The sequence below is a fragment of the Vreelandella aquamarina genome, assembly GCF_044805175.1.
Taxonomy (GTDB): Bacteria; Pseudomonadota; Gammaproteobacteria; order Pseudomonadales; family Halomonadaceae; genus Vreelandella; species Vreelandella aquamarina_B.
This window is the reverse complement of record NZ_CP085232.1, coordinates 3,088,910-3,101,428: the sequence shown is the minus strand read 5'-3', so window position 1 is coordinate 3,101,428 and position 12,519 is coordinate 3,088,910. Positions and strand designations below refer to the sequence as shown.

The following is a 12,519-nucleotide window of genomic DNA, read 5'->3' as shown; positions in this document are numbered from 1 at the left end:
GTTAGCCGCGCCGCTTGGGTGGTAGCGGCACCTGGCGTGGCCAGTCATCTGGCACCACCATCAGCCGCGTCAGCGGTCTCTCTTGGCCGCTCCTTTCCTGACCACTCTCTTCTCCCTGCGGGTCGTACAGCACCACTTGCTGCGGCCCGTAGCGGTTTACCTGCGCCATCACCTTGGCAACCTGTTCCTCGGCGGGGGAAAATGCCTTATGTGGTGGCGGCGCCAGCCAGTGGGGCTTAGCTAACCATGCTAGTTGCAGCGCCTTGCCATAGCGCGCCGCGACGCTAGGCCACTCGTGTTGATGACACCACCATCCTCGTCGATGCTCTGCCGTTGCCCCAGCGGGCGGTGGTAGGGCAGTATGCCACGGGTAGAACAGCACGCCGGGGATGGCGACCTGCTGGGTGAGTGCGGCGACTAGCGAGGCATGAACGCCCGCATCCCTAGGGGCTAGCCAGTGGGCCATTGAAGCGTGTGCAGCAGCGGTGCGGGAGAGCGGTAACTGATGATAGAGCAAGTGGCTGCACTTCAGGGCCAAGCTGTCCAAACCGCCCGGGCCAATCCAGCGGGCTTGACTGGTGGACTCTCCTGGTCCTTCGGGCAGGCCGAGATAGAACTTAATCGCCACTTCCAAATGAATAGGTACTGGGTTTTCCCGCGTGCGGTAGAGCATATCCAGCTCGCCCAGGGTGTTACGGCGCTGGGTGATGCGTACGTTATTGGCCAGCAGGTGGGTATTAGGGGCGTTGTCCAGCAGCAGTTGCCACAGCCGCTCATGGTAGTGGCCCATGCGTGTGGCCAACTTGCCATCGAGCGCCTGCACCCTGGGTAGCAGGGAGTCGATCCAGTCATGCTGCTCCTCTGCAAGGCCCAGCGCGGAACGTGTGGGACGGCCCGGATAATCGCCAAGGGTCACTAAATCCGGCGTGACGATGAGCCACGCCAGGTCGCGCAGAACCGCGTGATGAAGTGTGTCGCTGACACCTTCGGCGTAGGTCATCAAAAGTCTCTCCTATCAACCGGCCTGGGGGGCGGCTGAACCCTGTTTGTGACTACGCTAACCACATTAACGCGCGTTGCCAATCAAATCAGGCAACTGCCTGCGAGCTATAACAAACACTGCAGGATGTAACGACACGCGCTGGGCTCGGGAAGCGTATTAGGATTAGCCATCGTGATGAATCTCATCAACCTTTATAATGGCCAGATGCGCCTACAGCGCGCCGAGTCTGGCGGTTTAGAGGTAGTCATTGAGAGGTAGTCATTGAACTGCCTGTGGTCGCTACTTAGATAAATTGATTAAGCAGCGATGCAACATAAAACACAGAGGGTGTGAAATGACACAAAGCGCCAATCCGCTGCCGGATGTACTGGTAGGGCCACTATTACGCCGCCTTGCGCCAACACGGCTAACCCTGTGGCTGGTAGCCTCCCGCCCGCTGACCATGCAGTTGGTGCTAAACCCGGGGCAGCAAGAGCAGCAGACCCACGCGCTAGATAGCGCTCACCAGCGCGTGGCGATTGGTCGGCACGCTTACATTCACTGTATTGATCTCAACCTGCCCACCGCACTGCCTACCGACACGCGTATTGCCTACGACCTGCAGGTACAAAGCCGTGAGGGCGAGTGGCAGCACTTGCCGGCGTGGGCGCCTTGGCTGTGCCACGACGGGTACGCCTACCCAGGGTTTGTGCTGGCTTCCCGCCACCACCGCCTGATGCACGGCTCCTGCCGTAAACCCCATCACGACAGCGCCGATGGCCTAGTGCGGGCCGATAGCTGGCTAGCCGAGCGCCAGGAATCCCCCACCGAGTGGCCTGCCTGGCTGCTGATGACCGGCGACCAGGTGTACGTGGATGACGTGGCAGGCCCCATGCTGCGGGCAGTGCATGCGCTGATTGCCCGGCTGGGGTTAGCGGATGAGTGGCTGGAAGGCGCCACCGTCGACGACAGCCAAGCGCTGTATAACGCCCCCGAAAGCTACTACCACCGAGAAGCGTTGCTGCCGGATGTCACCAGCAATGCGGCGCTGCGCGAGCGCTTTTTTGGCGGTGTCAAAAAGCCGGTCTTCACCTCGGCCAACGCCCAGAACCACCTGATGACACTGGCGGAAATGCTTGCCATGTATTGCCTGGTGTGGTCGCCCACCCCGTGGCAGGTAATTGAGTATGACGCCCCGGCGTTAGGCGAAAAAGAGGCCGAGGCTTACCGGGAAGAGCAGGCGATCATCGAGGCGTTTGTAGAGGGCTTGCCCCAGTGTGCGCGGTTGATGGCCCATGTGCCTAGCCTGATGATTTTTGACGACCACGATGTCACCGACGACTGGAACCTTACCGCCGATTGGGAGCGCTGTGCCTACGGCCACCCATTCTCCAAGCGCATTATCGGTAACGCCCTGGTGGCGTACCTGCTTTGCCAAGGCTGGGGGAACGCACCGGATAAACTCAACCCCTTGCTGCATCAAGCAATCACACTGTTTGACGGTGGCAGCCCGCTCAATGCCAGCGCCCAGGATGGCTTTATTGAGCGGCTATTGCGCTTTCAGGGCTGGGAGTTCCAGGTGCCTGGCGCGCCCGCGCTGATTGTGCTGGATACCCGCACGCGTCGCTGGCGCAGCGAGCGAAGCCCTAACCGCCCCTCGGGGCTGATGGATTGGGAGGCGCTGATGGAGATGCAGCAGGCGCTGCTGGGTACCAAAAGCGCGGTGATTGTATCGCCTGCCCCGATGTTTGGCGTCAAGTTGATTGAAAGCATCCAAAAACTGTTTACCTGGATAGGTAAACCGCTGGTGGTGGATGCCGAGAACTGGATGGCGCACCGCGGTGCGGCCAACGTGCTGCTGCATATCTGGCGGCACTCGAAAACCCCCGGTAACTACGTGATTCTTTCGGGAGATGTTCACTACTCCTTTGCTTACGATATTGTTGTGCGTCGCCATAAGCGAGCACCACAGCTATGGCAGGTGACCTCCAGCGGGGTGAAAAACACCTTTCCCAAGCAGCTGCTGAATACCTTTGACCGCCTGAATCGCTGGCTCTACGCGCCGCTATCGCCGCTTAACTGGTTTACCAAGCGGCGCAAACTGAGTATCTACCCCCGCGACCCCGATCAAGCCAGCGCAGGCGAGCGGCTGTGGAACGCCAGCGGCATCGGATTAGTCAGCCTGGATGAGCAGGGCAAGCCGACTGATATCCGCCAGCTGGATGCCAATGGGAGTGATGTGGTCTTTCCACCCCCTAACGTACCCATCGACTCCTGAAGTGTCTGTGCTTGTCACGTTACTGTCATGGAAATGACGCACGCTTGCTGTCCAAGAACCTTCCTCTTGGAGCGTTACGAAACATAGGAATAGTGGACGTTGGATAGGGCAGCAGGCATATGACCGCACAAGAAGCGCAGTGGCTAAATAAAATTATTGCGGCAGAAGAGCTAAACGTGCTGTTCCAGCCGATTGTGGACGCGAGTCAGCAGGCCATTTACGGCTATGAGGCGCTGATCCGAGGCCCCAAAAACTCTCCATTACGCTCACCGTTGCGGCTCTTTGATGTGGCGACCCAAGCTGGCTTGCTGGTGGAGTTGGATTTACTCTGCCGTCGGCTTGCTATTCGCCGCTTTGCCGAGCTTGAATTGCCGGGGCTGCTGTTTCTCAACGTGATGCCGCTGACCATCGTGGAGCGGGATTTCCGCGAAGGGCTAACGCTGAGTTTTATCCAGGAGAGTGGGTTGCCCCCTGAGCGGGTGGTTATTGAGCTGACCGAGCACGTTCCAATTCACGACTACGACTTGATGCGCCAAGCGGTCGACCACTACCGCGATATGGGCTTTCAGGTGGCGCTGGACGACCTGGGTGCGGGGCATTCCAGCTTACGCCACTGGTCGGAACTGCGGCCCGATTTCGTTAAGCTAGACCGCCACTTTATCTCCGGTATTGATCAAGAACCCGCCAAACGGGAGTTTCTGCGCTCTATTCTAGACGTGGCGCGTAGCCTGGATTGCCAGCTTATTGCGGAAGGGGTAGAAACCGCCGCCGAGCACCTTTGCCTGTGGGAGCTGGATCGCGGGCTGGCGCTGCTACAAGGCTTCTACTTTGCTCGTCCAAGCCCCCAGCCCCCGATGCAGCTTAATATGCTGCTACCCGCCACCACGCAGCTAAAAAGCCCGGCAGGGCGCACCGCACACTCCATTTTGCGGCCTATTGAGAGTGTGTCGGCGACCTGTTCGGTGCCTGCGCTTGCCGAGCGTTTTCGCGAGGACCCGCGTTTGCGCTGTGTAGCAGTGATCGAAGAGGGCGTTCCCGTGGCGGTGGTACGCCGCAACGCCTTTCTAACCCTGTTCACCAATCAGTACAGCCACGCCCTGTATGCGAGGCGCCGCGTGCTAGAAATTGCCGATCCTAAAATGATCGTGGCGGAGGCTGACCTCTCTCTGGAAGCGCTCAGCCAGCAACTTACCGATAGCCGTGATATCGAGCAGGAAGATTTCGTGATCGTTGATAGCGATGGCCACTACCTCGGTATGGGGAACATCGTCGATCTCTTGCGCGAGATTACCGCGATTCAGGTGCGCCAAGCCCGCCACGCCAACCCGCTTACCGGGTTGCCCGGCAACATTCTGATTAATGAAACGCTGGCTTCCTATTTATCCCAAGACAGCGGATTCGCCGCCGCCTATGTAGATCTGGATAACTTCAAAGCGTTTAACGATGCCTACGGTTACGCCCGCGGCGACCATGTGATTATTTCGCTCTCAAGGCTGCTACAGGCTCAGGTGGAGAGTGCGGGTGGCTTTATCGGCCATATCGGCGGCGATGACTTCATGATGCTGCTACCGCTGGGCCACTGGGAAACCGTTTGCCAACAAATTCTCTACTCCTTTGAGGTCATGGCCCCCGGTTTTTACGAGGAAAGCGATCGTCAACAGGGCGGTATCACCATAGAGAGCCGTCAGGGTGACGTGAGGTTCTTCCCCTTTGTGAGCGTCTCCATTGCGGTCAAACCGGTTACCAGCCCCGGCCCCTGTAAAGCGCTGGATATTGCCGCCCAACTCTCCGAACTTAAACATCAAGCTAAAAAGATCGCGGGCAACAGCCTCTTTGTTGAGCGCCGTGGCTGCTGTGTGGGCGTGTATCATTGATGGGGTAGCTCATTTGGCCATGTGCTCACTCGGCCGGTCATAGCTATCTACGCTTGGAGGGGGGGGGCGCAGGAGCACCCTCAGCGAGCGGAGAGGGCGTAAACCTATTGTGAAGCACTTGCGGGTAAATGACGCTTAGGGCGTGATAAGGGCACTAGGCTACTTTGATCATTCCATGCCCTTAACCCACTTATCCCGTTCTTGGCGCTTTGCCTCCTGAGTCGGCTGACAGGCTGATACAGGTCAAGATATGTTTTGCTTATCGCTATACACTCAGGCTGTTTTGTCAGCTAATTGAGTTTAATTGCCCGGCAAAATGCGGCAAACTTGAAAAATAAACAGTCTGTGCAGGCCAATAAAAAAACGAGTACGCCGCTTACCTCCCTGAACGATGCAAATTGAGGCTAAGCAACGTAATGAAAGATATTCTCCACCGCTTACCCATGCGGTTTAAATTTGCCCTTGTACTGGTGCTTCCTTTGATAGCACTAGGATGGTTTGCCACTAGTGGGGTGATCGCTCGGCAAGCCGCAGTTAACGAGCTGTCCCGTATACAAGCACTAACCGCACTGGCTCAACAAGCAGGGGGCTGGGTGCACCAGGTGCAGCGTGAGCGAGGCATGACGGCGGGCTTTTTGGGCAGCCAGGGAAATGCTTTTGTCGAGCAGTTGCGCCAGCAGCGGCCGGAAACAGATACGGCAGCAGAGGCGTTTTTTCAACAGCGCGACCAGCTAGATGAAGAGCTGTTAAGCGCTAGCATTAATAACCAACTATCAGCGATTGAGCAGCAATGGCAAGGTAATCAAGGGTTACGTCGCCAGGTGGATCAGCTCAGCGTGGCGCTGCCTGAAGCGTTATCTCACTATACCAACCTTAATAGCTTGCTAATGGTGTTGGTCGGCGAGCTTGCCCATTTGACGGGGGAAGGCACCATCACCCGAAAGTTAGCGGCTTACTATAATTTGCTAGAAGCGAAAGATTTGGCGGGTATTGAGCGAGCGTTACTCTCCAATGTGTTTGCTGCCGATGCGATGCCAGCAGCAACGCTACAGCGCTTGTTGGCGTTAATAGGTGAAGAGCAGGCATTCTTAGAGACATTTCGTGTTCTGTCTAATGCGGAAAATCGTGAGGCGTTAGAAGCAGCGCTGAGCGGCCCTGATATTGAGCGCGTGCTAGAGCGTCGTGCGTTAGCGATTCAGCAGTCGGAAGGTTTCGGAGTAAGCTCTGAAGAGTGGTTCGACTGGCAAACAGTAAAAATTGGCCGCTTAAAGACACTAGAAGACAGTGTGTTGGCATCGGTTGTAGCGAAAACGGACGAACTCAAGCAGCAGGCCCAGAGCGACTTATGGTGGTACTTAGCGGTTGCGATAGCCGCTACGGCTATCGCTATTATCATGGCCGTACTGATCGTGCGCACCATGACGCGGCCCCTGCAGCGTGCACTGGTAAGCATTGCAGAGCGTGGCGATGACTTGACGCAGCGTTTGCCAGTGCCTGGCAGTGATGAACTCTCTAAACTTTATCAGGCAGTTAACGATGCCTCCGCACAAACTGAGCGGCTGATTGCCGATATAAAGCGCAACGCCCAGTCGGTGGCTCTTGCCAGCAATGAAATTGCTCAGGGTAATCAGGATCTTGCTCAGCGTACTGAAGAGCAGTCCGCTTCGCTGGTACAGACAGCGTCTAGTATGGAGCAGATGACCGCTACTGTACGGCAAAATGCAGACAATGCGCATCAGGCGCAACGTATGACCGGAGATGTTGCTACCCAGGCTCAAGAAGCCACGCAAGTAGCAGCGCAGGCGCGGGAGGCAATGCAGCATATTCATCAGGCTAACGAACAGGTCACCACCATTGTGACGGCCATCGATAATATTGCCTTTCAAACTAACCTGCTGGCACTTAACGCATCGGTAGAGGCTGCGCGCGCAGGTGAGCATGGCCGTGGGTTTGCCGTTGTGGCCGACGAGGTGCGTAAACTTGCTAGCCGCAGCGCTGAAGAGGCCAACCAGATCCGTCGCCTGATTGATAATAATGTTGCACGTATCAACGAGGGCGAAACGCTGGTGACGACAACGAGTGATACATTAGAGCAGATAGCCGAGCGCGTTCAGCAAGTGGCGGCACTGGTAGATGAAATTGCCACTGCTAGTCACCAACAGTCGGCAGGAGTTGAACAGATTAGTCATGCCATGGCGCAGCTTGAAGATGTCACTCAGCAAAATGCCGCGTTGGTTGAGCAAGTGGCCACTGCTAGCCGTTCGTTAGATGGACAAGCTGAGGAAATGACTACGTTGATTAGTCGTTATCAGGTGCATGATCTGTCATCAAGCGAGAGCCAACAGCTCGCTTACAGCGAAAATTACTAAATGATAGCGTTCCGGGGGAGCTTTATGCTCCCTCTATTCTGTCGGAGGACAGGTTTTGATCGATGTAGCCATAAGTATGTGCCCCGTTTGTTTTAACAACACGTAGGGTTAGGCAGTGTTAATATGACTGAAAGTCATTAAATTTATACTGTTTATAAAGGAGAGCAGAGACGTATGTGTACGCCCTTGAACGATCCTAAGGAGCAGTCTTTGCCTCATTCATCCGCTAATTCGGCTGCCCAGCGTGGGCCATTGGCCTTTAGCGCCGCACCGTCAGTTATCGATTCCAATACGCCGCTAACGCCGGCAGAGTCTGCATTTCGTTATGCCAACGAAGCTATTATTATTACCAATGCTGATAACCTTATCGTGGATGCTAACCCTGCATTCTACGAGCTAACGGGCCTAACGTTTGATGATGTCCGGGGCAGATCGCCAGAAGCCTTTAGTATTTTGCCGCTTGATGATAGTCGTACTAACCGCTCAATACGTGAAGAGTTGCAACTACGAGATCGAAGTAAAAGCCAGATAAGCTATCGTAGCCATGATGGCAAATTTTACCCAGGGATGATGTCGATCAATCGGGTGCGAAATCAGCAGGGGCACATTGATCACCATGTCATTGTCGTTGCTGACCTCTCCGCTATTCCCTCCCATGCCCGCCACTTGAACCGAGAAGTCTATTTTGATGCGCTGACTGGGTTGCCAAATTTGCAGCTGTTAACCCAGCTGATTCAAGAGTCGATCCAACACGCAGAAAGCCGACAACTGCCTTTGGCGATCTGCTCACTGGATATTGATCACTTTCACGCCATTAATGCACGCCTTGGCCCTGAGGTGGGCGATGCTTTGTTATCGGCCTTTGCGCAGCGCATTAGTCATCTGCTATTTGGTGATGATGTGCTTGCGCGTGTCGGTGGCGATGAGTTTGTACTGTTGCTTCACCACAGCGTTGAGGAAGCATTTTTTGAAAAGCTCTTGGCCTCCATTCGCCAGCCGTTGCTTGTGGAAGGCCAGGCCATTTACCTGACCGCCAGTCTAGGGGTTACCCGCTACCCTAGCGATCACGCCCAGGGCGATGTGTTGCTACGCCATGCCAACCAAGCCATGTACCGCGCCAAGCAGCGGGGTCGGGACACATACCATCTTTTTGATCCTACTCATGACCTGCTGCTTCAGGTGCGACACGAACAGCGCCAACGCTTTATGGATGCGCTGAAGCATGGTGAGCTGCGGCTTTTCTATCAGCCGCAAGTTGATATGCGCAGTGGCCAAGTGGTAGGGGTTGAGGCGCTGATTCGTTGGCAGCACCCAGAGCATGGTTTGCTCTCTCCTGGGCAGTTTTTATCGTTTATTGATGCTACGCCACTGGAGATAGACCTGGGTGAGTGGGTTATTGAACATGCATTGCAGCAGCTTGCTCTATGGCAGAGCGACGGTATTGCCTTACCCATTAATGTCAATATTAGTCCCACGCATCTTCTGGTGAGCAATTTTAGCCAACGCTTAGCAGAACTGCTCGCACGCTACCCAACAGTTTCGCCTTCACTGTTAAAGCTTGAAGTGCTGGAGAGTGCGGCAATGCATGATATCAAGGTAGCCCTCAAAAATATGGCCAGCTGCCAAGCGTTGGGGGTTAGTTTTGCCATCGACGACTTTGGTACGGGGTTCTCGTCGCTAACCCATTTACGCCAACTGCCTATCAATTTAATTAAAATTGACCAAAGCTTTGTGCGCGATATGCTCAGCGACCAAGACGATATGGCAATTGTGGAGAGCGTTATTTATATGGCGAATCGCTTCAAGCGCCCCATGCTGGCGGAAGGGGTAGAGACACTTGAGCATGCTAAAGCGCTGATGTCTCTCGGATGCGAGCTAGCCCAGGGGTACGGTATTGCTAGGCCGATGCCACCAGAAGCAATCTCTGAGTGGCTAACCCATTGGAGTGAGCAGCATGAGTGGCGTGCATTAGCCACGCTTTAGCAAGTTAAATAATGTGTCGGTTAAGCCGCCTGTACGGGTGGTGCATCACCGGTTGTTACTCTCTCCTGTTCGCTACGTGCTTGTTCACTACGTGCTTGGTTCATCTCGCTCTGCTGTTGTGCCGCCTCTAGCTTTGCTTCAAGCAGGTACTGTCGCGCTTGGGCAGCAACTTGCAGATCCTTTGGCGACGGGTCAGCAGGCGCCATTGCGGCGGCAATCACCGTCTGCATCTTTTCGACCGTAGCATGTGGGTCACCGGGTACGGGGCCGTAATCAATTGGAACCTCACCAGCGACTGCATAGCGTTTTCCATCTGGGCCAACTTCATACTCATAAGAGGCTCCTCCTGTGTAAGGGCCTCCTGCCGTTTGATGGGCCATTTCATGCTGACGTACCTCTCGGTCAGTCTGCTTTAACTGCTCAAGCTGCTGGATCTCTTCGGGGGCTAATGGCGTACCATCTGGACGTGTAGGACCTGCCGTTGGCTCGCTGCTCTCTTCGAGCTCTTTAGTATTCTCACTTGAACCAACGTCCGCTTCTTTGGCCGCAAGCTTGTCGTCGATTTTCGAGCGCTGGCCATCAGCCTCGTGTCGCTCTACCCGAGCTAAGGGCATGGGAGAGGCAGGCCAACCCACAGAGGAGTAGGCGGAAAACGCATTTAGAGTAGAAATATCCATAAGCGATTACCGATGGTTAGGCCATTTCAGTTAGCATAGAGTATCTGCGAGCCAGTCGAATTGCGCAATGTTATGCCCTCAATAGACGTCATTATTCATCTAAGTGTCAACGAATGCCTTGCTCACTATGAGGGGCAGTACGACAATGTGCGTACACGCAGTGTGGATGGTCGTTGGGTTGTATTTCCCGCTCAGGCGCTGAGGCGCGTAGTGGGTAAGGAAGGGGTGCATGGCGTGTTTCGGTTAACATTTACCGAACAGGGCCGTTTTCACGATATTGTTCCAGTTAATCGCTGTTGAGCCTGTTTATGCCCCAATATGATGCACAAATGACGTTGTATGAGCTTATTTACTCCGTCATTCCCAATTTGAATACCGCCGAGCGTTTAGTTTGCAACACCTTAGATAGCTTGATTGAGTCGGCGGAAAACCCTCTTGATATCTTCAAGCGAACCGAGCAGCGTCAAGCCTTCAATTTAGAGCTGCACCGGATCCGCATGAATATAGAGCACCTGTTAGATCGCTACCGTGCGGATGTAGACGAAGTGCTGCGAAAGGAGGGAGGTGTGACTGGCCCCGTAATCGAGCCAGATGCACTAGAAGCAGATGCGATTCAAAGTGCTATTGATATTTACCAGCATGTTCGAGCATTTCAGCGCGGTGAGCAGCGCCATCCACTCCCGCGTCGGTGGTAATACATACATGGCACTAATATTGCCTTTATAATGTGGCACGCGCTTCAGGGGTACCCACCTGAATGCCTGTAGCTCGCCTACCCGGCAATAGCTGCTTACACATTAGGAGATTACCCATGTCTGCCTCACCTGTCACGCTCATGGTTGCCCGCCGTGTTGCTAATGGCCGCTACCAGGACTTTAATCGCTGGCTGAATGAAGGTCGTGAACTGGCGACTGACTTTCCTGGCTATTTAGGGTCTGGTGTATTGGCACCCCCTAAAGAAGATGATGAGTATCAGATTGTGTTCCGCTTTGATAGCCAGGAAACCCTTGCTGTTTGGGAGCATTCGGCTTCTCGCCATGCCTGGCTTGAGCGTGGTAAAGGTTTATACGAGGCGCCTCACGAGCATCGAGCAACAGGCTTGGATGCTTGGTTTAAAGTAAGCCCTGGCGTTACCCCACCACGCTGGAAGCAAGCCGTGGCGGTCTGGTTGGCATTCTTCCCTATTTCTCTCTTATTTCAGTGGACGTTTGGCGGCATTTTGGTCGAGTGGCCGCTTATTCCTAGGGTGCTGGTGAGCACGATGATGCTGACCCCCGTCATGGTGTTTGTGTTTATCCCGCTATCAATGCGTTTACTAGCACCTTGGTTACAAGGGAAATGGTCGCCCATGGATCTGTTTACCCGCTTTCGGCAGCAGCATAGAACATAAGTAGCTGTCCTGTTTAACTTCCTGGTAATTCACCAATCACTTTTTAAAACAAAAGCTTAATCGCATGTCATAAAAAATAATGACAATACCAAGACATGCGCTTGCCATAATATTAAGTAGGTTACTGCTTTCTCCGTGGGGTTCAACGCTGCAATAGTGCTAAGCTGGAAAGGCTTGCAGTCAATGGATAACTGATACTGGCTTAATGCTAGTGTACCAAGTCACCTCATGGAGTAGTTATGATTCGCGTCCACCATTTAGAAAAATCTCGCTCTCACCGTATTTTATGGCTTTTAGAAGCGTTAAACGTTGATTATGACATTGAGATTTACCAGCGAGATCCTAAAACCCTGCAAGCTCCAGACGCATTAAAAAAGGTTCATCCGCTGGGTAAATCGCCGGTGATTACCGATGGCGATCTAACGGTAGCGGAGTCGGGGGCAATTATTGATTATCTGGTGAGTCGCTATGGGGATGGGCGCTTGCAGCCCGCTGCCGATGAGGGCGAAGAGTGGGTAAATTACCGCTATTGGCTGCATTACGCAGAAGGCTCCCTAATGCCGCTGTTAGTCATGGGTTTGGTCTTTAGCCAACTTCCTAAGCAGTCTCCGTGGTTCATTAAGCCTTTGGCTAAAGGTATTAGCTCAACGGTACAGCAACGCTTTATTCAGCCTCAATTGAAACAGCATCTCGCTCTAATTGAATCTCACCTCTCTGAACGCGGTAACTTTGCAGGCCAGTGGCCGAGCGGTGCAGATATCCAAATGAGCTTTCCCTTGCAAGCGGTGGCAGCCACGCATTCATTGTCATCTTACCCAGCAATTTCTGCCTTTATTGAGCGTGTCGAAAGTGATCCGGCTTGGCAGCGCGTTGTGGAGCGTGCTGGCCCGCTAACAATGCCAGGTGAGTAATTGCTGCTATGGTGCGCAAGGGAGTGTTTGCGCCAAGTAGGGCGCTAGACAAACT

Annotated in this window: 10 protein-coding genes; 8 read left to right on the top strand and 2 right to left on the bottom strand. The window is 54.3% G+C overall.

Features of this window, described 5'->3' with window-relative positions; genetic code table 11:
• Nucleotide 1: 1 nt before the first annotated feature.
• Complete coding sequence (locus tag LG300_RS14400) at nt 2-1,000, bottom strand: DUF1853 family protein (RefSeq protein WP_404375996.1); 999 nt, start codon at nt 998-1,000, stop codon at nt 2-4.
• 337 nt (nt 1,001-1,337) lie between these two features.
• Here LG300_RS14400 and LG300_RS14395 point away from each other — a divergent pair, with 337 nt between their 5' ends.
• The 4 genes from LG300_RS14395 to LG300_RS14380 all read left to right on the top strand — a co-directional run bounded on the left by LG300_RS14395 (nt 1,338) and on the right by LG300_RS14380 (nt 9,486).
• Nucleotides 1,338-3,260, top strand: a complete 1,923-nt coding sequence (locus LG300_RS14395) for an alkaline phosphatase family protein (RefSeq protein ID WP_404375995.1) — start codon at nt 1,338-1,340, stop codon at nt 3,258-3,260.
• A gap of 119 nt (nt 3,261-3,379) precedes the next feature.
• Nucleotides 3,380-5,134 (top strand): bifunctional diguanylate cyclase/phosphodiesterase, encoded by a 1,755-nt coding sequence (locus tag LG300_RS14390; protein WP_404375994.1) that lies wholly within the window; start codon nt 3,380-3,382, stop codon nt 5,132-5,134.
• Nucleotides 5,135-5,550: 416 nt separating this feature from the next.
• A complete protein-coding gene (locus tag LG300_RS14385; protein WP_404375993.1) occupies nt 5,551-7,503 on the top strand; it encodes a methyl-accepting chemotaxis protein in 1,953 nt (650 codons plus the stop codon).
• A gap of 279 nt (nt 7,504-7,782) precedes the next feature.
• Nucleotides 7,783-9,486 (top strand): putative bifunctional diguanylate cyclase/phosphodiesterase, encoded by a 1,704-nt coding sequence (locus LG300_RS14380; RefSeq protein ID WP_404378045.1) that lies wholly within the window; start codon nt 7,783-7,785, stop codon nt 9,484-9,486.
• 20 nt (nt 9,487-9,506) lie between these two features.
• Here LG300_RS14380 and LG300_RS14375 read toward each other — a convergent pair whose 3' ends face one another.
• The gene (locus LG300_RS14375; protein WP_404375992.1) at nt 9,507-10,163 is read right to left on the bottom strand and encodes a putative metalloprotease CJM1_0395 family protein; all 657 of its coding nucleotides are present in this window, start codon (nt 10,161-10,163) and stop codon (nt 9,507-9,509) included.
• A gap of 72 nt (nt 10,164-10,235) precedes the next feature.
• On the opposite strand from LG300_RS14375, the gene LG300_RS14370 reads away from it, so the two are divergent.
• From LG300_RS14370 to LG300_RS14355, 4 genes are all read left to right on the top strand, one after another.
• A complete protein-coding gene (locus tag LG300_RS14370; protein ID WP_404375991.1) occupies nt 10,236-10,463 on the top strand; it encodes a DUF2835 family protein in 228 nt (75 codons plus the stop codon).
• An 8-nt stretch (nt 10,464-10,471) separates the two neighbouring features.
• Nucleotides 10,472-10,858: a hypothetical protein gene (locus LG300_RS14365; RefSeq protein WP_404375990.1), complete on the top strand. Its 387-nt coding sequence runs from the start codon at nt 10,472-10,474 to the stop codon at nt 10,856-10,858.
• A 116-nt stretch (nt 10,859-10,974) separates the two neighbouring features.
• Entirely contained in the window at nt 10,975-11,553 is a 579-nt protein-coding gene (locus LG300_RS14360; protein ID WP_404375989.1) for an antibiotic biosynthesis monooxygenase, read from the top strand.
• 239 nt (nt 11,554-11,792) lie between these two features.
• Nucleotides 11,793-12,464 carry a glutathione S-transferase gene (locus LG300_RS14355; RefSeq protein ID WP_404375988.1) on the top strand — a complete coding sequence of 224 codons (672 nt, stop codon included), beginning with the start codon at nt 11,793-11,795 and terminating at the stop codon, nt 12,462-12,464.
• Nucleotides 12,465-12,519 lie beyond the last annotated feature (55 nt).